The organism is Spiroplasma floricola 23-6, assembly GCF_002813555.1.
GTDB classification, from domain to species: domain Bacteria; phylum Bacillota_I; class Bacilli_A; order Mycoplasmatales; family Mycoplasmataceae; genus Spiroplasma_A; species Spiroplasma_A floricola.
The window spans coordinates 585,954-612,394 of record NZ_CP025057.1 but is presented as its reverse complement, the minus strand read 5'-3'; the positions used below and the strand labels follow the sequence as shown (position 1 = coordinate 612,394).

The window sequence follows — 26,441 nt, the reverse complement described above, 5'->3', positions numbered from 1 at the left end:
TTCTTTATTTCTCCTTTTTATTTAACTCTTTAACTGTTAACAATAAATTAAAATTTTGACTTAAAATAATATATTTATCTTCATTTATTTCTAATTGAATTGAATTTAGTCAATTTCTTTTAAAATAAACTAAAAGATAATTGCAATAAAGAGTATTTTTTATATAATATTGAAAATACTGATCATTTAATTGAATCATTATTCTTTTATTTGTAACATATATTGAACAGTTAAGTTTAGATTCTTTTAACTCTTTTTTATAATTTTGCTTTGCTTTTTTATTATTTAATTTTACTTTAAATAAGTTAATATTTTTTTCATAAAAAAAACACTTTTCCTCTTTTGGTAATTTAAAGTTAATTTCAACTTCCTTTAACTTGAAATTACTACTTTCTTGTTTTAATTGAGATTGAATTAATATATTTTGTTCTTTGAAATTTTTAAATTTATCTTTAAAAATTAATGCTAAAAGTCCTGTAATTAATACGCCAATAAGTCATGTTGAAACTACAACAATAATTAAAACATCTTTATTTGTCATCTTACAAAACTCCTTTTGCTTTATTTATTATAACAACTATGAGTTTTAATTACTCATTCTAACAAAACAAAATAATTTAAAATTATTAAATAAATATTTAATAAAAAAACATAGATTTTATCTATGTTTACTTTTTATTATATAAATTTACTTTCACTATTAGAAAACCATTTTAACTAAACATATTAACAAACTCTTTAATTTTAAATATTTGAGTATAAACAGTATCATTTTCACTATCAAAATTGTTGATTGTAATAGTATCATTTAAATTTGTTGTTCATTTATATTCAATATTTGATCTTATATCATTGTTTCATTTAATATAATTTCTAATTTTTAAAGCATCTTGAGCAGAAATTTTATTTTCTTGTTCAAGAGTAATTAATTTTCATACTAATTTAATTCCATTTTGAAGGTTTACTAATCTTAAACTATCATAAATTTTTTCACTATCTCCAGGATAAATAAGTGATGCATCTGCTGGTTCATGAGGATGGCCCAAAATATAGCCATCTAAGGATATATCATTTGAATAAAATCCATCTAATTGGAAACGATCAAATCCATTTGTTCCATATTTATATGCCATTAAAGTAGATCAAGTTAAATCTCCTGGCACTGAAGATAAATATCCTCCAGGAAAATTTTGTCATGAAGAATAAAATCTTGTATTTTTTTCTTGACTGTGACGATCTTCAACTAATTTTCTAAAGTTACTAACATCTTTTTGACTGCCCTTTTCATAATTAAAAATATACTCTCTTTGTTGTAAAGTAATTTCATCATAAGGATTAAATTTTTGTTCTAATTCATCCACATTATAATAGTCTTCAACTTCAAATTCTCATCCAATATAAGCATGTGTTTTAATTAAATTCTCTGGATCTTCTAATTGATAAGTGTCAATTACTTTTTCATTAATTTCTTGTTTAGTTTCATCAAAAGAATAGTAAATATCAATATTATTATAAGCATCATAATAAGTTGAGCTATTATTTGCTTTAATTTTATTTATATGAGTTACTAAGTTTTTAGTTAAAATGGCAATAATTTCATCTCTTAATACTTCATAATCTTTTGAAATATTGCCACTAGGATCTATAAATTTATTTTTATAAGTAATATTTGCCAATACTTTTTGTTGAGCATTTCCCCCACTTTGATTAATTGCATCAATATCTGTTTTATAATAAAAGTTAAAGGGATTGGCATTTCTTGCAGTAACTGGTATGAATATTTTTTCATAACCACTTTCATTTAAAAAGTTCATATATTCATCAAGGATATCAAAATTAATACTTCATTCTAAATCCTCATTGAAGATATCTGCTAAATTATTTTTATCAACTGAAGATCAAAAATCATCTACAGTTTTTAAATTATTATTTGTTGCTGTATATTTGATATAACCTAAACCAAAATTTGGCACATAGCCATATTTTGCATTATTTTCTTGCTTTAATTGACTAAATTTTCTACCATATTTATTATCTAAACTTCTATTTTCATTTTCATTATCTTCTTTTACTAAAAAATCATGTAAACTATTTTTATAATTTACCAATCTTGAATAGTTTTTATCTGGATTTGAAAAAACACTAGTTACTGAATCATTTTTGAAAGTTGGTTTAACATAAACTGACTGATCATATCCTTTTGTTTTATTTATACTTTTATTAGGATTAGGATTAGGATTAGGATTATTAAAATAAATTTGAATTTTATCTGTTGGATTGTCTTGACCATTTATTTTATTTGCAGCTTTATTTGTTACAAAGTAAGTATCTGATTGAATTAAAATGCTAACATGTTTATTATCTTTATCTTTTCTAAAAATTTCGCCTTCATTTTCTTCATCTTCTCATCTAATAATTTTAGTATCTGAAGGCATACTTATATTATTATCTTTAATAATTTTTAAAATTTCTTGTTCAGTTAAATTAAATAAATTGTCATATTCTTTTTGACTTAAATTAATGCTTTTCTTTGTTATCACTTTATCAAATTGTTTTAAAACAAATTTTTGTGATGATGTTGGAAAAGACATTGAATCAGAACTGATAGCATTAATTTGTTCATTTGCTCGATTAATATTCATATCAACAACATTTAACTCTTGACGAAAATCAATTTGTTGCTCTACACTATTGGCTTTGAAAGTCAATTTAAAATTAACATCTCTTTTACCAACTTGTGTTTGATCATTTGTTTTTGCAGTTATTAATAATGGTTGAAAATCCAATTTAATTGAAGATAGTTCATTAGTAGCTATTTCATCATAATTGTAGAAAACTGCTTTTGGTGAAGCTGGATTATATATATTATTAATTGTATTTTTTGCTTTTATAGGTTTAATAAAATTGGCATTAATTTCTATATCTTCATCTTTAGAATTTAATATTTCAATTTTTAAATCACTAATTACATCTTCACTATTTTCTTTAAACAATATTAATTGCGTTGATTGAGTATCATTTTTTCATAACTTTAATTCTGATTGATTTAGTGGTGTTTTTTTAACATTTTCTAAATCCCCATTAAATTTAACTGTTTCAGAAATTATTGTTTCTTCAACACTGTTTGCTTCTATCAGATAAGTTGCATAATTGAATTCTGGCTTTCCAAAAAAATAATCTATATATTGATTATTTGAAGCACTTTGAGTTTTAAATTCTTTTTGAGGTCCATATTGATAATTATTTTCTCAAAATTTAAGTTCTTCTTGTGTTGACTTTCAAGTACATGCTAAGACGTATGAAAATGGTGTAACTATAAGCGCTATGGCAATAAAAATGTTTCATATTTTTTTCATATATTTTATCCCCTAATTTGTTAAAAATTATAACAAGAGAAGTGTCACTAAATACTTTTACTTTTTTCTTAAAAATATTTTTAAATTTAAACATTTTAAAGAAAAGGATATTAATTTATTAAATTTTGTGTATATACAGAAATTTTTTAAATATAGTATTTTTGAAATAAATAATATAAACTTGTATTATTTATTAAAACTTGAAAATGTATCCAATATCATAAAGTGAGAAAATTAAATCAAGTAACAAAAAAATTAAAAAAGATAATAAGACTATAAATTCTAGAAAAATTACAAAATTTAGATTTAATGAATATAATGTATTAATGATCTTTTTTAATTACCTTATTTTAAATATTAAATGATGAAAATTGTTGCTCTATTCTTTTTAGAAATTCTTCACGTTCTTCTAAAGTTGATGTAGCCAAATTTTTATATATTTCTATAATAGGATTGTTTAATCCAATTCTTCTCATTATTTGTGCTGTAAGAACTTCATTTTGCTTTCTATTTTGATTACCTGCAAGAGATCACATATCTCCAAGAGATGTTTCAATAATGAAAGTCTTTTCTATACTAATTGAAGGCATTCAATTAATTGGATCCTCTCCTTCTTTAATTAAAGTTCCAATAAAGACTCTATCTAGAAATCCTTTTAAAATAGCAGGCATTTCAAAAAAAACTATTGGATAAATTAATACAATTTGTTCACATTCATCTCTTAATACATTCATAAAATGTTCTAGTGTTCCATCATATTCTGCATAACCAAATAATTCAAATTCTTCTTTGCTTATTATTGGATTAAATTTCATTTCATACAAGTCTCAAATTTCATATTTCTTATTTGCTTTTTTTAAACCTGCTACAACAGAGTTTGAAATTGCATGATTAAAACTATTAGGTTTTGGATTAGCAATAATTACAACTGTTTTCATTCTTTTACTCCCTCTTTTATATTAATATAACACTTTCTTTAGTTTGAAAATAGAGGCATTTCACTATTTTTTGACCATATTCATCTTTTAAAAAATAATTAAGGTGATTTAAAAAAATTTCAAACTACTTTTAAATTGATAATGAAAAAATAGGTGCAAATACACCTATTAATTTTAACTTATTTTAAAGTATCTATTTTAAAAAAAGATTGCTTGTCTAATTTCTTTAGTAAAATAAATATTCATTTTTACTATTCCAAATAGATCAAAAGTTAAATAATTAACTGTATCAAAAAAGTTAACTTTGTTATCAGTACCAATTTGTTCTTCTACTTCAAAGTAATATTTACTACTACTTTTATTAAAAAAAGATATATCAGCTAAATTTGATTCAAAATTATCGACATTTATTGAGTAAAAGAAATTAGAACTATTAAAAGTATTTCTTGTCATATTTAATAAATTCAAATTCTTTTCTAACTCTATAAAATAAAAAGAATTATAATTATTTAAAAAATCATTAACTCTTCTAGCTAATAAACGACTATAACGAGTATTAAATTCATTTCAAATATTTTGTTGTTTATAATTTATGTTAAATAAATATTTTGTATCTGTCACTATGCTAGGTGCTCAAATTTTTTTATAAACATTAAATAATTTTAGTGATAAATCTATAAGACTTTCACTGATTTCATCATTTTCACCATTCATTGAATAAGAAATAGCTAATTTAAAATCAGGAAGTTTGTGCATATAAGAATTTTCTTTCTCTCCAATTTTAATAACTGGTCCAATAAAATCAGCATAACCCATTGCTATGGCAAATTGATAACTATCACTTATTTTATAATTTTCTACTTCTTGAGTATTTAAAAACTCTTTTAAAAATTGATCTTGAGTAGCTCTATATTTAACTCTATTTTTTTGCAAAGTTCTTGAGTTAAATATATCTGATTTTAAATTTTCTTTTATTACTTCTTCATCTCCTAAAAGAATTTTTGATATTATTTCTCTACTATCCTTTTGTCTCAAATTTATACTATTTTCTTTATCAAAGTTATTTACAATTAAATATTTTTTGTTTTCTTCTAAAAAATTATTTGATCTATATATGCTTTTTTTACTATAATTAATTTCTAATGTTGGAAAACTATCTTTAAAGTACTTCTCTTTAACTAAATTTAATAAAGCTTGATGAAAATCTTCATTGCTATTGTAATAATTTTTTAACTCATTGTTTGAATTTACATAAGCATCTGAATCTTTGCTTTTATTCTTAATTTCATTTCACTTCAAGTTTACATATTTTAAAGTTTCTTGCGAAGTGAACATATCTTTTGCAATATTTTTATACATTGAATCTCCAACTTTTTTAAAAGACTCACTTTTAGTTGAAGTATACTTCATTGTTCCTGATTGTTTAAATTTTTCAACATCGTTAAGTCCTTTATATTGAATTACAATATTATAATCAACAATCACATTTCCAATATAACTTCCCTTAATAATTTCTCCTGAATTAATTTCAAAATTATCATTAAAAAGTAACTCTACATGTTCAAAAACTGAATCAACATCATCTAAAATAACTTTATATTTATTTACTTTTTTCAGCTCGTTTAATTGTTGCTTTAGTAATTTAGCTTTAAATAATTTTTCCACATCATTTGTAAATTGTTTTTTCTCTTCAACTGTTAATTTATCTTTATTTTCAGGTTTCGAATACTTTTGAATATTTTCTTTATTTAAAAATTTGTAATCATTTTTAACATCTTCTATAGTAATTAGATTATTTGCAACTTCTTTTTCGTAGTGTTGTGTTCATATTTTTGTAACTTCCTTTTTAAAATCTTGAATAACCTCATTCATATCATTTTTTGGCTCTTCTGGTTTTGATTCCTTTGGTTTTTCTTTTGTACCACATGCAACTACACTAACAGTTGAAGATGATACAAAACTAATTGCTGCCAATACACTTAATAATTTTTTCACTTTTCCTCCTTTTTAAAGAGCTATAAAAACAAATAAAACAATTCAAATTGATATTGCTAATTATAAAAAAAAAAAAAAAAGTCAACTTTTTTGACTTTTCTTTAAAAATTTATTTTTAAACTACACAAATTTAATAAATGCTTTTGCTTCTTGATTTTCAGATAAATTAAATAATTTTTCATATTTAAAGTTAATTGCTAAATAACCCAATTTAAATGTAATAGTGTCAGGAATTTTATCTTTTGCTCCACTTTTTGCAGGAATAAAAGATATATCATTTTCGTTTAAAACATATTCAATTTTATTATTTCAATAAGTTTCCTGAGTTGAATTTGAAATATCTTTGATATTATTTGAAAGGTTTGAATTAATTAAATAGACTGATTTCAGGTTATTAGTTAACAACATATTAAAAATATTTAAATTACTAATAAACTCCTTAGTTTTTTGATAATCTAAATCATTTCAAAGACTTCATCATAGACGAACTAAACCTCCTGATTTTGAAGGATTAGACTTAATATATTCTTTCATAAAATTAATTAATTCTTTATCTCCGATATTCATTAAATAATCTTGATCAGAATTAAACTCTGGATATTTAAAATTTGAATCCATTCCATAAAAATTATGCATACCTTTTATTATTACTTTTGAAGTAAACTCACTTAAAAAGTCAATTTTTTCTTCAACTTTTGAAGAAGCATTATATGTTACAGATAAATTAAAATCAGGCAATTCATGAATATATTTATTAACTCCTGAACCTATTGTAATAGTTGCCCCTTTTAATTTAATATTCCCTATTGAATCTGCACTAATATATTCATTTGATTTTTCAATTAAGTTAATTTGTTGATCTGTTAATTTTAAATTTTTAAGATAATTACTTTTTAAAGTAATTAGCTCTTTATTTCATTTATCCATATTATTACTTGTAAAATATAATTCTTTTAGAACTTGTTTAGTTGATTCACTATTTGGATCATTTCTAAAAATAGTTTTAAAAATTTTCTCAGAATTTTGATCTGACTTTGTATAATCTTCAAAAGAGGTTGCACTTTTAGTTTCAAATACATTTAATAAATTATTTCTAAAACTTGAATCCATATAAATATTGCTTTGATTAAAATTTAAATTTAAATTTTCAAAACTTTTAAAATAATTTTGTTTAATAAAACTAATTAAACTATTTTTATATTCATCATTTGAATTTATATAATTTTTTATTTCATTTGAAAATTCTCCATACCCTTCATAAAAATTTTTACTATTTTTTATATTCTTTCACTCAAAATTAGAGTATTTTTTCATTTCATTTGAAACTAAAAAATCTTTTTCAATATTTTTTGCTAGATTATCTCCTGCTACTTTAAATGTTTCATCATCTGTTGAAGTATATTTTAAAGTATCTCCAATTTCAAATTTCTCAATATCATTTTTTCCTTTATATTTTATATTCACTTTATATTCATTTATAAGGTTTCCAATATAAACTCCTTGAGATAACTCACCTGATTTTATTTTAAAATTATCATTATAAATAACTTCTATTCCATCAAAAATAGAGTCAACATCATCTAAAATAACTTTATATCTATTTACTTTTTTTAACTCATTTAATTTTTCTGCCAATAATTTTGATCTTAAAATTAAATTTTCATCATTTTCTATTTGTTTTTTATTTTCAGCTGTTATATCTTTTTCTTTATTTGAAAAAGCTATTATATTATCCTTTTTAATAAACAAATAGTTTTTTTCTGTTTCTTGTAGACCTATAAGATTTCCAATAACTTCACTTTTCATATGATTATTGTAAATTTTTGTAACTTCAGATTGAAAATCTCTTATAATATCATTTAAATCTTCTTTTTTAGGCTCTTCTGGTTTAGAAGTATCTTTAGATTTCTCTTTTGTACCACAAGCAACTACACTAACAGTTGATGACGATACAAAACCAATTGTTGCCAATACACTTAATAATTTTTTCATTTTTTCTCCTTTTTAAAATAAATAAATGAAAAAACAAATAAGCGCCCTTAGTTTTTTACTCTTAAATTCAAATTGTTATTTTTATGTTAAATAAAAAAAAAAAAAAAAAGCAATAGATAAGTTGAATAAATTTTAATTTATCAATTTGAATGTTCCCCCCATTTAGGCAACAGTTTTTATACAATAATAGAAAAGGATAAAGTATATGGCAAAAAAAGGACAAAAGTTTAGAAAGTGAACTCAAGAAGAAAAAGAAAAAATTATTGAATTAAGTTTGAATGGTTATTCTCTAAAGGAAATAGCATTAAAATTTAACTCAACTACAGGATCAATTGGAACAATAATAAACAAATACAAAAATACAGATATTGGTGATTCAAAAACTCGTTTACCTTATAAAATAGATTACAGTATATCTCAAAAGGCAAATGATCTGTTTGTAGGAATTCTATTTGATTACAATAAGGAATTAATTAAGGAGAATGATATTTTAAAAAAGCAATGAGCCTCCAAGGCCAAAACCAAAAAGAAATAGTTCAACAATTATTGATAAATACCAAGAGCAATAGAACAATGATTTGTAAAATTTTAAATATTAATAGAACATCAACATATAAAAAAAATAAAACTTTAATGAATTTCCTGGATGATACAAGAATTATGAATTTAGTTATTTCAGAAATTGAAAGGAATAATTTCCTTAGTGCTTATAGTGCTAAAAGATGAGCCCTATATTTTAAATTAAATTATATTGACCCTTTCAGAATTAATCATAAAAAATTAGAACGTATATTTAAAAAATTTAATCATATTGCATATTACATTAAGAAACAATCTAAACATGAGATTAAAAGATATAACGAAACTATTAGAAAGAATTATTTAAAAGAAGCAAAAGAAATTGGTTTTGAAAATATTTGAACTAGTGATATAACTGAATTTTCAGTTAAAACAAAAAAAGGTTATATTTGCACAGTTCAAGATAATTTAACTGGAGAAATAATAGGAAAATCTAAAAGAATTGATAATCAAAAAACAGATTTTGTTCTTGAAGCTGTAGAAATGGCATATAAAAATAAAAAATATTTAGGTTCAATATTATTACATTCAGATAATGGAAATCAATATACCTCTCTGGATTACATAAGTTTATGTAATGATTTACAAATTATTAGAAGCTATTCAAAACCAGGAACACCTCATCATAATGGTAAACATGAAAGTTTTCATGGTCGTTTAAAAGATGAAACTATAAGAACATGTTATATTGAAAACATTAATCAATGTATGGAAATAGCATGAGCATGATTGGACTTTTATAATAATGATAGAATTAGAATGAATAAAAAATGATAAAAAAAAAAAAAAAACGTTCCCAATTTGGGGGGAACGTTGTTAAAATTGGTAATCATTAAATTAAAAAAAGTTATTCTATACTTTATAAAATAACTTTACATTTTAATTAAATTAATTTTTACAATTTTAAATAATTCTTAACATCAATTAATCTTTGATTTGAACTTCCTCTGTATAAAATATTTGGATCATAAAGTTCTTGAACAAACCTTCCATCAACAAGTATATCTACTTCTAATAAAAGTTGATACATAGCTGATTGATTTTCATCTTTATCATCTTTTTTTGCAATTAACTCTTCAATTGTAAAACCAGTATAAAGTCATATGTTTAAACCAGTTTCTTTTTTAATTCTTTTAACAAAAGGAATTAATTCAATTGCACTAAACATTGGATCTCCCCCACTAAATGTAATTCCATTTAATAAGGGATTTGCTTTTATTTCATCTATAATTTCTTGCTCGTATTGTTTATCAAAGTCTCTCCCAATTTTAAAACTTCAACTAATCATATTATGACAACCTTTACAAGCATGTAAACAACCCGCTACATAAATTGAATATCTTATTCCTGGTCCATCACTTATTGTTTCTTTAAAAATTTTTAAAATTTTCATTAACAGTTAGTATTATGTTTAACTCTCTCTGCTTCTTCAGCTTGTTTACCTTTATTTCATCCATCTAAATCACCAACTAAGTAACCAGTAATTCTTCTTGTTCTTGAAATTTCTTCACTTCCACACATTTGGCATTTAAATGGAATTAAAGAAGTATAATTACATTCTTTACATCTATCCACTGGATGATTTAAACTTCCATAATTAGTGCCATAAACTCTCATTGCATTAATAATCGAAAGAATTGCATGTAAGTTTTTCTTTGCCTCTCCATCAAGTTCTACATAACTTATACTTCCTGCTAAAGTTAAAGAGTGATACTCAGCTTCTTTTTTTATTTTTTCAGCAGCACTAATGTTGTAATAAACTGGAACATGATTTGAATTTGTAAAATAATCTCTTTCAGTTATTTCTTTTATTAAACCAAACTCTTTTCTTGTAATTTTTGCCATTCTTCCAGCTACTGATTCTGCTGGAGTTGCAATAACTCCAAAATTTAAATGAGTATCTTCTTTTCATTTTAAAGCAACTTTATTAATAACTTTAATTATTTCTATTCCAAATTTTTGTGCATCATTTGATTCTCCGTGATGAACATTTAAAAGAGCTTTAAGAGCTTCTGCAAGACCAACAAAACCAACTGTTAATGTTCCTTGGTTAAATACTTCTTTAACAAACTCTTCTGCTTGTAAATCTTTTCCCCCTGTTAAAATATTATTTCTCATTAAAAATGGAAATTCTTTTGCAAGTGCTGTTGTTTGATAATCATAGCGAATTTTTAATTGTTCACAAACTTTTTGTGAATAAAACTCTATTTTTTTTAAGAAATCTTTTTTGATTTGATCGATATCAATTTCATTAAAATTAATTTTTTCATCTTTTAATTTTCCTTGCTCTTTTAATAGTTCAAGAGCAATATAAGGTAAGTTTAATGATGTAAAGCTCAAATTCCCTCTTCCAATTGAAGTTTTTTCTCCATTGATATTTTCAAATACTCTAGTTCTACATCCCATTGTTGCAGGTTCATAATATCATGAGTTTTTATCATCTGCTTTTCATAATTCATGTTGATTAAATTTTTGATCTAAAAACATAAAGTTTGGAAATAATCTTAAACTTGTAGTTCTAATTGCTTGTAAAAACAAATCAAAGTTTTTAACATTTCAAGTATTATCTTCAAATCATTTATCTTGACTTAAACTCATAGCTTTATTATAGTCATTTTCATCAAAGTTAACTCCTAGTTTAATTTTAAAAATAACTATTGGGAAAATTGAAGTTTCTCCATTTCCCAATCCATTTTCTAATGCTTTAAATAATGATCTTATAACTTGTCTTCCTTCTTTTGAAGTATCTGTTCCTAAATTAACAGATGAGAAAACTACTTGATTTCCTCCACGTGAATGTTGAGTATTTAAATTATAAACAAAACCTTCCATTGCTTGATCTGTTTCTTTTTCAACTTCTTTAACTGTTAAATCATATATTTTTTTAAAATTCTCATCTGATATTTTATAACCTGATAAGTACTTTTCAAGAGTTGATTTTGTTAAATTTTTAAATGTTATTTGTTCATCATTTTTTATTTCATTAATTTTTTGCTCATTAAATTCAATACTTGAAAATATAAAAAAATGATTTAAATTCTTAATTAAAGCTTTTCTAAAACTTTTATTAACTCCTGGTGCCATAAAATAATCAAATGCTGGAATTGATTGACCACCATGCATTTCATTTTGTGCAGTTTGAAAAACTATTGCTGCAAGCTCAGTATAAACCCCTATTGATTGTGGTTCTTTAATTAAACCATTTCTAGTTTTAAAACCATTTTTAAATATTTCTTCAATATTGTATTGTACACAAGTCGCTGATTTAGTTGGATAATAATCCAAATCATGAATGTGAATCAATGATTTTTTGTGTAATTTTGAGTGAGTATCTTTAACTAAATTTTCCAAAGCAAAATCTTTTGCTGAAATTGAAGCAAATTTCATCATTTTTCCACTTGGAGTATCTCCGCTCATATTCGCATTTTCATTCTTAATATCATTGCTTGTAGTTGAAATTACTTGGTTAAATTCATCAACAATAACATTGTAATTATTTCCTTTTAAACTCATTTTATTATTCCTTTCTTATTACTTTAAATTTTGCTTTTCTTGTTCTTATTTTTTATTGGTTTGAGTTTATATTCTCAAATTATATTAAAAAATCAATATTTTTTAAGATTTTTTTTAAATTTTTTTATGTTATTAAACATCTAAAAAGATTATATTTACTTACTTTTTTGAAAAAAGTTATCCACATTTTATCCACACTTATAAACATATAATAAAAAAAACAATTTATTAATTGTCTTTTTCTCAAATATTATTTCATAAAAGTAAGGAAATTATCAATCATTGCTGTTGATAAATCATCAATTGAATCCATACTTTTATTTATTTTCAAATTATTTTTTATATATTTTTTTTCTAAATGTTTTAAAATAAGTCCATTTTTATTTATATATTTTTTAAATATATAAAATTCTTTATAAGTACTATCTTTAAACTTAGATAATTTATTTAATTTCTTTATAACTAATTTTTGATTTTTAGATATTTTTCTATTAATTTTTAGATTTTCTTCTCCAATTTTATTTAAAAGTTTAATTTCTTTAAAAACAGCATTATTTATATTTTTATATTTATATTTTCAAAAATAAACAATGATTTCTTTTTTTGATTTTCATTCCTTTTTAGATAATTTGAATCTTACTATAAAGTAAATAAATACTAAAGCTGAAAATGAGGATGTAAATACTATTATCATAAATAATGAATAATGAACATATATTTTTCTTGATTGAATGAAAAAATAAGTTAAACTCATTAAAAATGTAGCAACTATTAATAGAATTGTTCAAAATAGAATAAAACGTTTTCATTTTTCTTCTTTAATTTTTGCATTAATTTTTTGTGTATCAATTTTGCTTTTAAAATATAAACTATTTTTTCTAGCATAAACTGGTAAAAATATCTCTGTTACTAAATAAAATATAACTAGAAAAATAATTATAAGTGATAAAATTGTTAAAATTATCTGTTCATAATAATTTCTCATTTGATCGCCTCTTTCAGATGGCTTTCTTATTAAGAAAAGCAAATAAATAAGTCTAGTTACTTATAATATATACCTAAATAAAAAAATATCTATAAAATAGATACTTTATAAACTTTATTTACTACACTTAAAAATATTTTAGTCTAAATGATCAAGGAAAGTTAAAGCCCCTAGATATCTAACAGCTTTATTTGCAAATTTATTTGAAGTTGAAATAATTTCAATAATTTCTTCTTTTGAAGATTTTTGTTCAATATCTTTTGATACAAATTCATTAATTAAACATGAAATAAATGCATCTCCTGCTCCAGTTGTATCTGCTATTTCTTTACATTCAATTGTTGGAACATAAATTATTTCATTTTTTCAACCACACATAGTTTCTTTACTTCCACGAGTTATGCAAATTAAAGCATTTGGATTGGATTTCATTAAAGATTTTAAAGCATTTTCTTCTTTAATCATTCCTGATATTAACAATAATTCTTCATCACTTAATTTAATTAAATTTGCTGAGTCTAAAAAAGGTTTGCACAATTTAATAAATTGCTTTATCTCAGATTCAGTTTTTCATAATTTGTCTCTGAAATTTGGATCAAAACAAAACTTAATATTATTGTCTTTTACAAATTTAAATAAATCTCAATAAGATTTATTTAAATCTCCATCTAATAATCCTGTTGCACTTCCAAAATGAACAAAGTCAATTTTTTTTAATTGATTATTTGAAAATTTAGATAAATGAAAATCAGCATCACTATTTCTAATAAATTCAAAAAATCTTTCTTTATTTTCATCTAAAGTAACTTTTGCAATTGTTGTTGGCAGTTCAGAGTGTTGAATAAAATCTGTTTTTATACCAAATTTTTCTATAAATAACTTTATATCTTCTTTATAATTGTCATTTCCTAAACTTCCCATAAAATAACTTTCATTATTTTTCAAAGCAGCTATTGAACATGCCACATTAAAACTTGCACCACCCACTATTGCTTGATTAACTTCATTTGTTGAATATACATCCATTAAAACTTCACCTATTGAAATTATTTTTTTCATACTTTTTTATCTCTCCATCATTTGATTTTTAAACATTATATTATTTCAAATATATTTGTTTGAATCTAGTTGAATAATTTTTTTATTTTCTAAATCTGTAATAATTGTATTATGATTTTTTATAAAAAATCTTAAAGAAATTGCAAATTGACCATCATTAATAAAAATCTCTAAACAGCTTCTATCCACTAAAATTCTAATTTTATCAATATCCAAATTATTTAAATTAATTATTGAAGGTAGATTTTCTTCATCATTAAAATCCATTTTTGATCTGTCAATAATAAAATTACTATTTTCATTTCTTAAACTAATAAACTTATCATTACTTTGAATCTTAATTTCAAAATCTTTATTTGAAATATTTTCTCCAATTATTTCTACTAAACCATTTTTATACTCATAAGAATCTTTATTTGAACTAATTTCACCTAATCTTAAATTTTCCAACTCTTTAATTGGTAATTGATATAAATAATCATTCTTTACAAATAATTCTCTTGGAATTGTTAAATGATTACTTCAAGTAGTTAACTCTTCAGGAAATGGATTTGATTTTGAATTTCCTAATCAACCCAGCATAATAATTCTATCTTGAGTATTTGAAAATATTTGTGGAGCATAGAAATCAAAACCTAAATCTATCTTTCTTAAATTAGTTTTAAAATTAAAGTTTAAATCATTGTCAATTTCAACTTCTCTATATTTAACAAAGTGACTTCCCTCTTTTAATGAAGTTTCTTGCTCCAAGCAAGAAAAAATATATTCCTTGCCATCAATTGCAAAGTAATTTGGACATTCAACCATATATGAATTTTGTTCATCACCTTCATCGATTAAAATATCTTTTTTGAATTCTCAACTATTGCCATTAAATTCATAAACATTTAAAACACCTTCTTTATTTAAAGTTTGTGCTCCATTTAACATAAATAATTTATTATTCTTCTCAAATACAATTGGATCTCTAAAATGACCTGTATATTTTTTTAAATCACATTCAAATAAAAGTTCTTTAGTTACAATTTTTTCTTTTAAATCAATAAATGCTCTTAAAGTATAACTTGTTCTGTCAATGTCATTAAATTTTACATTACCTGTATAGTAGATTTCCATTTCACCTTTTGAATTAACTCTTGCACTTCCTGAAAAAACACCATTCTTATCATAGTCATTTGATGGAATTAAAGTCAGTCCTTCATATGTATAATTAATAAAATCTTTTGTAGTATATAATCCTCATGATTTATTTCAATGTTCAATGCTAAAAGGACAATTTTGCATAAATACAAAATATTGTCCTCTGTAAAATACTAAACCATTTGGATCATTTGTTGAACCTGCATATCCTGATAAATGAAATTGATTGTTATATCAATCTTTTTCTTTTTTGTCATGATATTGTTTAAAAAGTTCTAAATGACTTTCATTTATTAAACTATATTTTTCTCATTTCATTTTGTCATCCTCATTACTTTGTTTTATTATCTAGTTATTTTATTTTTTGCTTTTTCTTCTTTTAGTTTTTGTTTTTCAACAAGTTTGTCTGCTTTTACTTTTGCTAAAAGTTCTTCTCATTTTTTGGGATCAGCTTTTAGTTTTTGTAATTCTTCTTTAGCTTGTTGTTTTTCTAATTTAACTTTTGTTTTTTCAGCTTTTTCTTGTTCTTTTAAAACTTTAACTTCTTGAATATAAGTTTCATATTTAACTTTATCTTCTTTTAATTTTGCTTCTTTAACTTTCATTTTTTCCAATTTATTTTCAAATGATTTTACTTTTTGCTCATGATTTTTAACTTCTACTTCTTTTGCAAATTTTTTCAAATCAATTTGAGCATTAACAACTTTTGTTGCATAAGCATCAATTTGTTTTTGAGTTACTTTTCTTCCTGCTTCTCAATAGAAAAAGAATGATAAGGCAAAAGCACTACCAAATGAAACTACATTTACTAATATAATTAACAATAAGTTTCTAACACTGTCTGTATACAATAGCAATCCTGGCAATACAGTAACTCCCATTCCACTACATTTTACATTTAACAGACCTGCAACAAATCCTCCAATTGCTCCTCCCGCTGATGCAAAAATAAATGGTTTTATTTTTGGTAAGTTAACTCCAAAAATAGCTGGCTCTGTTATACCAAACATTGTTGATACTGATGAAGACATTGCTAAATTCTTTTCTTGTTTTGATTTTGTTTTCAACGCAACTGCCATTGCAGCTCCACCTTGTGAAATAATTGAAGCTGTTCATATAGCATTGAAAATTGATCCACTAGCTACACCATCTACAGGTATGCTACCATTTGTTACTAATTGCATTTCCAATCCTTGTAATACTTGGTGACAACCAGTAATAACAATTGCTTGAAGTACTCCTGCAATTAAAGCAGTTCCAAATCCAAATGGAATATTAAGTATTGCTTGAGTTCCAATCAATACTCCCTTTTCAACTAGAAGTAAAACTGGTCCAAGTGCAAGCAATGCAACAAGCAATGCAACAACTATTGTTAAAAATGGAGTGAATATAATATTTACTGATTTAGGCATTCATGTTTTAATTCATTTTTCTAAATAAGCAACTCCAATTCCAATAATTAAAGCTGGCAATACTGAACCTTGATATCCAGTAATTGGAATAATTCATAAATATATTGGTTTAACTTCTTGAGTCATTAAATTTAATTTTAAGTGATCTACTCAATATTGTTCACCAGTAAGTTTTGGATCAATAGGATTAATCTTATAATTTTCTAAAAATTGACTTTGTGCATCTCATGAAGCAATAGCACCTTTATCTGGTAATAATGGTGATACTAACATCAATCCTATAATAATTCCAATAACTGGATTTCCACCAAATCTTTTAACAGTAGATCAACAAATTAGTACTGAAAGTGAACTAAATGCTGTTTTTGTAACTATATCAATGATAATTCATAGCAATGAATTAGGATTAATAGCTTCATCACCTGCAGATGATTTAACAATAGTTTTTATTAAAGCTGCAACTCCCATTGCAAGACCAGCTGCAACAATAGCAGGAATAATTGGTAAGAAAATATCTCCCAATGTTTTCATACTCATTTGCAATCAAGCAAATCTTCCACCTTTATTTCTTAAAGCTTCTTTATTTGCTTTTGCTTTTAGTGCAAACTCTTCAAATGATTCACCTTTTGTTGATTGTGAAGAGCTCTCTACATTATTTTTAACTTCTAATATTTTTTGAACTTCAGCATAAGCTGCTTCAACAACACCTGTTCCCAAAATAATTTGCAATTGATTTTGAGTTCAGTTTGTACCTTTAGCAATTGGTGAAGATTTAATTTCATCAATATTTACTTTTTCTTTATCGATTACATTGAAACGTAATCTTGTAACACAATGTAAATATGATTCAATATTTTCTTCTCCACCAACTGCATCAATAAATCTTTTAGCTTCTTGAGCATAATTTACTTTTGCCATAATTAGTAGTACCTTTTCTATTTTTTATTTTCTTCATTCTATAAAATTTCATTCAAAAAATTTTGGTTGATAATAACTTTTTCTGAATTCTAAAATTTCTCCAAAAATGTCATAAACTTTTCCTTCATCTAAAATTAAACCATTAATAGCATTTTCAGTTAAATTAAAATATTTTTCAATATCTTCTGAATTTGTAATAAATGATATTTTTTTAGATGAGTGACTCACAATTGAAGATGTTTTTTTCTCAATAAAATACATTAAACCTTCTTGATTTAAGTCTTTTAATGTCAAATTTTTAAACTTTTCTTTTTTAATATAACTTTCTTGAAATAAAATTAATTCGTTTTTCTCTGTTTTTCGAAAACACTTAAATTTTATAAGTCTTTCATTAATTTGATAACCACTTTCATGTGCTAATAAAGCATCACAAATCAATTCTTCAAAATCTGTATATATACTTTTAGATCCAGGAAATAATTCTCTGAAACTAAATAATAAATTGTTGGAAATTTTATCTTGAACAACAAAACCCTTTCCATTAACTGATTTTACAATTTGTAATTCAATTAATTTATTGAATGCTATTCTAATGGGCTGTTCTGAGTAACCAAATTTAGTTTTTAACATATTTTGACTTGGCAATACTTCACCAGGTTTTACTTTATTTTCTCTAATTAAATACATTAAATAGTCAAAAACTATTTCTCATTTTTTGTCCATTTTTTTATTTCCCCTTATTTAAAATTATACAATTTTTGCATCTATTTTAAATAATTTTCAAGAGATTTTTTACCTCACTTTGTTTTTAACAATATTGTTGAAACTCCAACTGTAGCTCCCATCGAAATTAACATAGCAATTGCAATATGAGCTCCCATTGGAATTGATTGGAAAACAGCATTTATATTCTCTTTTGCAAAATAATTTTGAGTTGCTTGAGTAGTTCAATCAAATTGAACTAAACCAATTCAACTTGCACTTCCAAGTGAATTTGCAACAGTGTGTGTCATTCCCAATCATCACCCTGCAATTCCACTTCCAATTGCAGCTGATAAAAACAATGGTTTAATTTGTAAATTAACTCCAAACATTGCAGGTTCTGTTATGCCTGTAAATGCTCCAATGGTTCCAGATGATGCTTTTGTAATTTGTTCTTTATCTTTTTTACAAAAGAAGATGAGCATTAATGTTGCAGAACCTTGTGCAATATTTGAAACACAAGCAATTGGAGTAATAAATGAAAATGAATGTCCATATTTCAATTGAGTATCAACTAATAGTTGAGTTTCAATTGGTAAAAATCCTTGATGTAATCCTGTAATCACAAGGAATGGATAAAAGAATGCAAACACTAATCCTCCAAATCCAATGAAATTTCAATTAGTATATTTAAACATTCCTGCCAGTTCAATAGATATTCCTTTTCCAATAATTTGACCTAATGGACCTATTAGTCAAAAAGCAAGTCATGATGATACTAAAACTGTCACTAGAGGAACTACAATAATGGCAATAACATTGGGAGTTATTTTTTTAAGTAATCTTTCTAAGTTAACAGATAAAGCTAAAACTAATAATACTGGAATAATTTGAGCTTGGTATTCAATTAATTTAATCTTAAAAAAACCTCCTGCTACATTTCCAAATATATAATAATAAGCTCCTACAGTCTTGTTAAGAAGTTCATTATATTGACCTGGATCAGTTGGTATTTGTGATTCTGTAAATCCATTTGATTCAAGTCACTGTTTAAATGCAGCTTCTCTTGCACTTTGAATAACATCTGAACTTGTATTTAAATCAAATCCTAATAAAACTGGTGTATTTATAGCATAACTATTTAATAAACCTGGAGATATTAGAACTAATCCCATTGCCATACCAAGATAAGGATTACCTCCTCATTTTTTTGCAGCTGTATATCCAACAAATGCTGGAAGAGATCCTAAAATTGCTCCCCCAATTATATCTAAAAGTTTAGTAAATCCTGAATTTGGAGCAAATGAACCAATTAAGGATTTTAAAGCCAATGACATTCCCCCTGCTATAAATATGGGAATTAAAGGCACAAAAATTGAAGCAAAAGAGTTCATTCCTCTTTTTGAAATCATAAATAAATTTGATTTTACAGAAACATCTTTTCTTCAAAATGGTTCTTTATTTTCAACTTTTATTTCGCCTTCTTGTAAATCATCTTTAAGAATTAAATTTATTTGTTTATACAATTTGTCAACAACACCTGTTCCAATAATAATTTGGTGTTGACTTTCTTGTTTTTTGTACCCTTTAAATAAAGGATGCTTTTTAACTTTTTCTAAATCAAATTTTGTATCATCTTTTAATATAAATCTTAATCTTGTTGCACAATGCTGAATTTCTTTAATATTGTCTTTACCACCAAGTAAATCAATCATTAAAACAGCATTGTCATAAAATATGTTTTTTGACATAGTATCTCCTAAACTTTTATACATTATCATTATTTATTTTTATATCAAGAATATATATACCTATGATTATAAGTTTTTGATTTTTAAAAAAGAACAAAAAAAATCTCTAATAAATAGAGAATTTAATTTAATAAAGAATAGTTTTATTTGAAAGATTTAAAAATAAAATTTTATATTAAAATAATAAACGTAAAACTTAATGTTAATTATTTTTAAATAAATTTCAGACAATTTAACTTTTGGCAACCTTAAGTTACATTATCTATTTTGATGATATGTTTATATTTTATTGAATATATCTTTTTTTAATTGCATTGCAATGTCTATATTACTTTCATTTTATAAAATACTTTTAATTGTGATCTGCAAGTTTTATACTAAATACATGTATAAATTTTATTTTGGTATTCTTATTAGAGGATTAGAATACTTAAAGTTTTAAATTTATAATAGTTTATTTTAAATATAAACATTTTACTTATAACCTTTAATTCGTGAAAGAAATTAATATTTCTTTCAACTTTATTGTTTCAAAAAATAGTAATAAAATCTATAACTTTACAGAATCTAAAAATATTTTAGAAAAAATTCTATTAAATATCCTATTTTCTTTACACTGACATTTTTAAAAGAATAAATATAAAAATATTTTACATTTACAAAAATATTTTTATATTTCGTTTTTTACTATGCTTTTTTTTTTTTTTTTATTATTAAAGGGTGTTAATTATTTCCTATTTTAATTAACACACCAATTGGAAATTTTTATTTTAAAAAAAATCGTTATTTCACTTGCATTATATTAACTGTAATGTTCTAAAATATACATAGAGGTGAAATAATTTATGAAAAATAAAGTTTGATTTATAACTGGAGCTAGTCAAGGCTTTGGTTTAATATTTGTAAAAAAACTATTAGATAAAGGACATTTTGTTTGCGCTACTAGCAGAAGTCCTGAAAAAATCATTGAACAAGTCGGGAAAAATGAAAATTTATTAGCTTTAAAAGTTGACTTATCTGATCAAAAACAATTGGATAAAGCAATGAAAGAATGTGTTAATAAATTTGACTCAGTTGATATTTTGTTAAATAATGCAGGATATGGCCAACTTTGAACTTTTGAAGAAACAAGTGATGAAGAAATTAGAAAATGTTTTGAAGTTAACTTTTTTGGAACTTTAAATGCAACTCGTGCTGCTTTACCATATATGAGAAAACAAGGATATGGACATATTTTTACAACTTCTTCTATTTGAGGTTATGTTGGAGATCCTTATATCTCAACTTATGCAGCTGTTAAGTTTGCCACTGATGGATGAAGTGAAGCTTTAAGTCATGAACTTAAAGGTTTAAATATTGGAATTAGTTGTATAAAACCTGGAGGATTTAGAACTAATTTCTTAGAAGCAACTTCAATGGTAACTGGAGAAGATAAAATCTCAGATTATAAAAAAGCAAGAGATCAATATTTTGAAGCACTAGTTAAATTCAATAAAAAACAAGATGGAGATCCAGAAAAATACTGTGATTTTATAATTAATTTAACAAGTAAATCTGCTAAACCTCCATTACATATTTTTACTGGAAGAGATGCCTATAAAGATGCTGAAGATAAAATGAAAAAAATATCAAATGATATGAAAGAATTAGAAAAAGAAGCTACAAATTTACATGTAGATTAAAAAAATCACTTTTATAGTGATTTTTTAAATTCATTATTTTACTTGTAATAACTGTTATATGCCTTTAAAAAAGAAGACTTTGACAAATAACCACACTTTTCAGCTATTTGTTTTGTTGAATAATTTGCTTCTTGATATAGACTTTTAGCAAATTCCATTTTAAGTTGTATTGAATATGTTTTAAAGTTTGTATTTTTAAATTCAATAACTATATTATTTAAAGTTTTTAAAGAAATAGAAAATTTAGTGTTTAATTCTTTATAAGTTAAAATGCCATTATTATTATCTATTTCACTTATTATTTCACTTTTAAAACTTTTATGTCTTTTATCAGAATTATGAGAAAACATTTTATAAAAAAATTTTAAAGGAGCTACATTAACTTTATTTTTTATTGAATATACAGTAATTGAAAAAAATACAATTTGTACAATAACACAACACAATGACATAGAAATTAGAATTCAATATTTCAAATTATATGTTGAAAAGCACAAAATTACAATAAAAATAGCTAAGTTAGATAATAGTGCTGATACTTGTCTTAGGAATAATTTTATTCTAAAACTCTCAAAATAATTATCATGATTTTTATTAAAAAACACAATTTTAATAAAAATTTTATATGGAAATAAAGGAATAAAACAAAAGTATAAAAACTTAATAGACACTTTTTTTCTCTTATAAAGTATTGTAAAAAGTAAACCTAAACTTAGCAAAAATATAATTGGAAAAAATGTGTAAATAATAATTAATGAGTTTGTTAGTAAAAATAAAAAGAAAAATAAAATTATTAAAAAAACAATTCTATTTATAATATTATGAATAAATAAATTAATGTAATTGATTTTCATCAACTTTCTTTAATTCCCTTCTTTTCTTTATATTATACAATATATAAACTGTATATAAAGAAAAGCGAAAAACTAGAGAAAATACTGATATAGTTGATATAGCATAAAAAAATACTAGTCTTGTTTTGGCAAGAGTTAAAAAAAGATCTTTAGTGATGCTTATATCAGGATTCAAAAGAACAAACTGATCATATTTTTTTTCAAGAAATGAGCTACTAAATAAATTAAAATGCTGTATATGAGGAGCAATTTCAAATATTATTATTAAGATGTAGACTCATATTTTAAAACTAAAGTTATTATCAGTTTTAATACATTTTATTATTTTATATATAAGTCAAATGTAAAGACACGTTTTAAATAATTCACTAATTAAAAAGCTTGGTGTTTTTTTAAGATAACTAAATAATGATATTGTATACACAATATCATTACTTTTAAATTTAATATTGCCAAAGACATAAACAATTAGAATTAAGAGTATATTAATTAATAATGATATAACTAAAGAGATTAATATACCATAATTAATTTTTATTTTAGTTTTTAAATTCATACAATCACCTCTGAAATAACATTATCAAAAAAGGATAAACAAAATTAGGGATTTCTTAAAATGACACACTTTTTTATTTTTTGACACCCTTTCAAATTATTTATTTTTGTTTGTACTAACTTTATAAACACAATAATTAAAAATTAATCATAAAAAAACATACTCTATTAAATATAGAATATGTCCAGTTTTAATTAATATGCTTATTTATATTTTACTAATTTAATAGAAATCTCCTAAAAATGTTTCATATTAAATTCAAATTTTATATTTAGTTATTTTCTATATCAAATTCTACAGTTAGATATTGTTCTGTATTCATTTTTACAAACTTTCCTATTCCACTAAATTTATAAAGCTTTAAAAACATATTTTTATTACCATAATTTTGTTTATCGTGAATAAATAAGTACTTTACTATATTTTTATTATTAAAGTCTTCAATAATTTTATGATTTATTGTCATTTTTTCAGGCAATGATCAATAAAACTTCTTACTTAATTCATCATATTTAGTTAGTTTTCCATATCCATTACCATCTTCATCAGCCAAAATAATTTGTTTTGTTTTGAAAAATGTTAAATAACCTGCTTGAAAAGTCAAAACTTTTAACTCTTCTCTATAATGTAAAAAATTTGTTCTTCCCACTGCTGCAAGAGCTTGTTTTACTGTATATGTTGAATCTATTGTTAACATTTTTTCAGTACTTTCTGTAATTACCAATGTTTCTTTTTCTAATTTGTATTTTAAAATCATTGCCAATTCATCAACAATTAATCTATTTGTATTAATAAAATATTGTACTAAATCTTCAATTTCTAAATAATTTGGATAAATAGTTAAGAATTTCTCCATACTTGTTATTTCATATAAAAACGAAGTCATTAATAGATTATCCAAATCTAAATCAATTTCTTCTTTTGAAATATTGTTTCTTAATCTATTATAAAAATAATTTATTATTTTAAAATTATCTAAAAAAATAAATTGCTTTAATATATTCTTATTTCTATTTGTATCGTTTTCATTTTTATCATAAATTCTTATTTCTTTTCCTACCTTCAAGAATAATTCATCTAACTTATTATAAAAATCTAATAAACTGATTTCATAATCTTGAAGTATTTTCTCTAGAGCAAAATCTTGATATTTTTTATAATATTGAATAACTTGTTTTCTAATAATATCTTTATTTCCAAATCATTTTTTTAAACTTTTTAAAATAATTTCTTTTGTATTTTTTTCTAAAGTAATTGTAGAATCATAAGGTAAACCTTCTTTTGTAGAAATAAAATTAGTTCCAATAATATTTGGATTGAATAAATTCCTTATGCCCAAAGTTATATCATACTTGGAATCTATGTTAGAAATTAAATCATAAACTTCAAGTTTATTTTTTAACTCTATTTTTCTTAAACCCCTTCCCAATTGTTGTAAATAAACTGTTTTTGAACTTGTTGGTCTTAACAAAATTATTGTGTTAATTTCAGGAATATCAATTCCCTCATTAAAAATATTTACAACACAAAGATAATTAATTCTTCCAATTTTAAATTCATGCAAAATTCTATTTCTTTCTTTATTATTTTCAGAAGTAAATGCTTCTGCTTTTAATCCTTTTTGAACTAAAAAATTTGCAATAATCTTTGCATGATCAATTGTTGTACAAAAAATTAAAGCAGTTGGTCTTGCATAAATACCTAAATACTTTTCAATTGTTTTAAATAATAATTCATTTCTTGAATCTGTATTAACTACTTTAAAAATATCTTTGTCTGAATTTAAATCAATTCCTTGCAAATTTGTTGATGTATCATCAATACAGTAGTAATCAAAAGGACATAAAAGTTTTTGATTAATTGCATCTCAAAGTCTTAATTCTGATGCAAATTCATTATCAAAGTATTGTTTAATATCTTTGCCATCTTCTCTTTCAGGAGTTGCTGTCAAACCAATAACTTGTTTTGGATTAAAGTAATTAAAAACTTTATCAAAAGAGTTAGCAGCTAAATGATGTGCTTCATCAAAAATAATTAAATCAAAGTGATCTTTATCAAAATTATTTAATCTGTTTGAAAGTGATTGAATCGTTGCAAATAAATGTTTGGGTTTATCTGCTATTATTTGACCATCATAAAGTACTTCACCAAAATTTTGTTCTTCTAAAACTTGTCGATAAGTTTTAATTGCTTGATCTATAATTTCTTTTTGATGTGCTAAAAATAATATACTTAAATTATTTTTAGCACTTTGTCTTTGATTTTTATAGTCAAAAGCAGACACTAAAGTTTTACCTGTTCCTGTTGCCATAATAATTAAATTTTTAGTTTTCCCGATATATCTTCGATATTTTAGTTTCTCAATAATCTCTTTTTGAAACTTATATAAGTATTTTTTGCTAAATTGAATTTGATTTGATAACTCTACTTGATTTTTTACCAATTGATTTTGTTTAATTCTTTCAATAAGATCATCTCTATCTTTTGCAATTGAGAAATCAACAAAATCTTCATTTCATAAATTATCAAATTCTTGAATCATTTGTTGAACTAAGTCATTTTCATTTTTAGAAGTAATTTTTATATTTCATTCTCTTCCACTTATCATACCTTTATAAGTTAGATTTGAAGATCCCATAATTGCACTATCTGGTAAAGTTTTTCTTTTAAAAATAGAAGCTTTAATATGAATTCTTTCACTATTTCTTTCCATATTATCTTCGATTTTAATTTGAATGTTTTTATACTTTTGAACAATTAACTTCAGTTCATTCAAATTATTAAACTGAGATAAATCATCAAAAGTTGTTGAGATAATTTTTATTGGAATATTATTTTCTAAGCAATAGTCAAAACATAGAGATATTTTATTTAATATTGTTTTAGAAATAAATGGATAAATTAAATAGACTTCATCAGAAGTTTTAATTTCATTTTGAATTTCATTTAAAAGCTCTTGTTGATTTCTATTTGTAAAAAATTTATCATTTTCCATTTTTTTTATCTCTT

Annotated in this window: 19 protein-coding genes; 3 read left to right on the top strand and 16 right to left on the bottom strand. The window is 23.3% G+C overall.

The window, feature by feature from the left end; translation table 4 throughout:
• Positions 1-4: 4 nt before the first annotated feature.
• The 5 genes from SFLOR_RS02800 to SFLOR_RS02780 all read right to left on the bottom strand — a co-directional run bounded on the left by SFLOR_RS02800 (position 5) and on the right by SFLOR_RS02780 (position 8,281).
• The gene (locus SFLOR_RS02800; protein WP_100916580.1) at positions 5-541 is read right to left on the bottom strand and encodes a hypothetical protein; all 537 of its coding nucleotides are present in this window, start codon (positions 539-541) and stop codon (positions 5-7) included.
• 172 nt (positions 542-713) lie between these two features.
• Positions 714-3,356 (bottom strand): glycoside hydrolase domain-containing protein, encoded by a 2,643-nt coding sequence (locus SFLOR_RS02795; protein WP_100916579.1) that lies wholly within the window; start codon positions 3,354-3,356, stop codon positions 714-716.
• Positions 3,357-3,706: 350 nt separating this feature from the next.
• A complete protein-coding gene (locus tag SFLOR_RS02790) occupies positions 3,707-4,294 on the bottom strand; it encodes an NAD(P)H-dependent oxidoreductase (protein ID WP_100916578.1) in 588 nt (195 codons plus the stop codon).
• 198 nt (positions 4,295-4,492) lie between these two features.
• On the bottom strand, positions 4,493-6,289 hold the full coding sequence (locus tag SFLOR_RS02785) for a lipoprotein (protein ID WP_100916577.1): 1,797 nt from the start codon (positions 6,287-6,289) through the stop codon (positions 4,493-4,495).
• A 120-nt stretch (positions 6,290-6,409) separates the two neighbouring features.
• On the bottom strand, positions 6,410-8,281 hold the full coding sequence (locus SFLOR_RS02780) for a lipoprotein (RefSeq protein WP_100916576.1): 1,872 nt from the start codon (positions 8,279-8,281) through the stop codon (positions 6,410-6,412).
• A 205-nt stretch (positions 8,282-8,486) separates the two neighbouring features.
• Here SFLOR_RS02780 and SFLOR_RS02775 point away from each other — a divergent pair, with 205 nt between their 5' ends.
• On the top strand, positions 8,487-8,816 hold the full coding sequence (locus SFLOR_RS02775) for a hypothetical protein (RefSeq protein WP_100916301.1): 330 nt from the start codon (positions 8,487-8,489) through the stop codon (positions 8,814-8,816).
• Positions 8,783-9,637 (top strand): DDE-type integrase/transposase/recombinase, encoded by an 855-nt coding sequence (locus SFLOR_RS02770; RefSeq protein WP_100916575.1) that lies wholly within the window; start codon positions 8,783-8,785, stop codon positions 9,635-9,637. The genes SFLOR_RS02775 and SFLOR_RS02770 overlap by 34 nt, the downstream gene beginning before the upstream one ends.
• Before the next feature lie 118 nt (positions 9,638-9,755).
• On the opposite strand, the gene nrdG is transcribed toward SFLOR_RS02770, so the two are convergent.
• The 8 genes from nrdG to SFLOR_RS02730 form a co-directional block, all read right to left on the bottom strand.
• Positions 9,756-10,253, bottom strand: coding sequence for an anaerobic ribonucleoside-triphosphate reductase activating protein (gene nrdG / locus SFLOR_RS02765; protein ID WP_100916574.1), 498 nt, complete (start codon positions 10,251-10,253; stop codon positions 9,756-9,758).
• A complete protein-coding gene (locus SFLOR_RS02760; RefSeq protein ID WP_100916573.1) occupies positions 10,253-12,373 on the bottom strand; it encodes an anaerobic ribonucleoside triphosphate reductase in 2,121 nt (706 codons plus the stop codon). The genes nrdG and SFLOR_RS02760 overlap by 1 nt, the downstream gene beginning before the upstream one ends.
• A 250-nt stretch (positions 12,374-12,623) precedes the next feature.
• On the bottom strand, positions 12,624-13,358 hold the full coding sequence (locus SFLOR_RS02755) for a hypothetical protein (RefSeq protein WP_100916572.1): 735 nt from the start codon (positions 13,356-13,358) through the stop codon (positions 12,624-12,626).
• A 138-nt stretch (positions 13,359-13,496) separates the two neighbouring features.
• The gene (locus SFLOR_RS02750; protein WP_100916571.1) at positions 13,497-14,417 is read right to left on the bottom strand and encodes a carbohydrate kinase family protein; all 921 of its coding nucleotides are present in this window, start codon (positions 14,415-14,417) and stop codon (positions 13,497-13,499) included.
• Positions 14,418-14,423: 6 nt separating this feature from the next.
• Complete coding sequence (locus tag SFLOR_RS02745) at positions 14,424-15,875, bottom strand: glycoside hydrolase family 32 protein (protein WP_100916570.1); 1,452 nt, start codon at positions 15,873-15,875, stop codon at positions 14,424-14,426.
• 26 nt (positions 15,876-15,901) lie between these two features.
• The gene (locus tag SFLOR_RS02740) at positions 15,902-17,887 is read right to left on the bottom strand and encodes a PTS transporter subunit EIIC (protein WP_100916569.1); all 1,986 of its coding nucleotides are present in this window, start codon (positions 17,885-17,887) and stop codon (positions 15,902-15,904) included.
• Positions 17,888-17,911: 24 nt separating this feature from the next.
• Complete coding sequence (locus SFLOR_RS02735) at positions 17,912-18,610, bottom strand: GntR family transcriptional regulator (protein ID WP_100916568.1); 699 nt, start codon at positions 18,608-18,610, stop codon at positions 17,912-17,914.
• Between the two features lie 41 nt (positions 18,611-18,651).
• Positions 18,652-20,340: a PTS transporter subunit EIIC gene (locus SFLOR_RS02730; RefSeq protein ID WP_169919186.1), complete on the bottom strand. Its 1,689-nt coding sequence runs from the start codon at positions 20,338-20,340 to the stop codon at positions 18,652-18,654.
• Between the two features lie 845 nt (positions 20,341-21,185).
• Here SFLOR_RS02730 and SFLOR_RS02725 point away from each other — a divergent pair.
• Complete coding sequence (locus SFLOR_RS02725) at positions 21,186-22,022, top strand: SDR family oxidoreductase (protein WP_100916566.1); 837 nt, start codon at positions 21,186-21,188, stop codon at positions 22,020-22,022.
• 38 nt (positions 22,023-22,060) lie between these two features.
• Here SFLOR_RS02725 and SFLOR_RS02720 read toward each other — a convergent pair whose 3' ends face one another.
• From SFLOR_RS02720 to SFLOR_RS02710, 3 genes are all read right to left on the bottom strand, one after another.
• Positions 22,061-22,693 (bottom strand): helix-turn-helix domain-containing protein, encoded by a 633-nt coding sequence (locus SFLOR_RS02720; RefSeq protein WP_157806936.1) that lies wholly within the window; start codon positions 22,691-22,693, stop codon positions 22,061-22,063.
• Positions 22,694-22,856: 163 nt separating this feature from the next.
• The gene (locus SFLOR_RS02715; RefSeq protein WP_100916564.1) at positions 22,857-23,432 is read right to left on the bottom strand and encodes a hypothetical protein; all 576 of its coding nucleotides are present in this window, start codon (positions 23,430-23,432) and stop codon (positions 22,857-22,859) included.
• A 271-nt stretch (positions 23,433-23,703) separates the two neighbouring features.
• Positions 23,704-26,427 carry a DEAD/DEAH box helicase family protein gene (locus SFLOR_RS02710; RefSeq protein WP_100916563.1) on the bottom strand — a complete coding sequence of 908 codons (2,724 nt, stop codon included), beginning with the start codon at positions 26,425-26,427 and terminating at the stop codon, positions 23,704-23,706.
• Positions 26,428-26,441 lie beyond the last annotated feature (14 nt).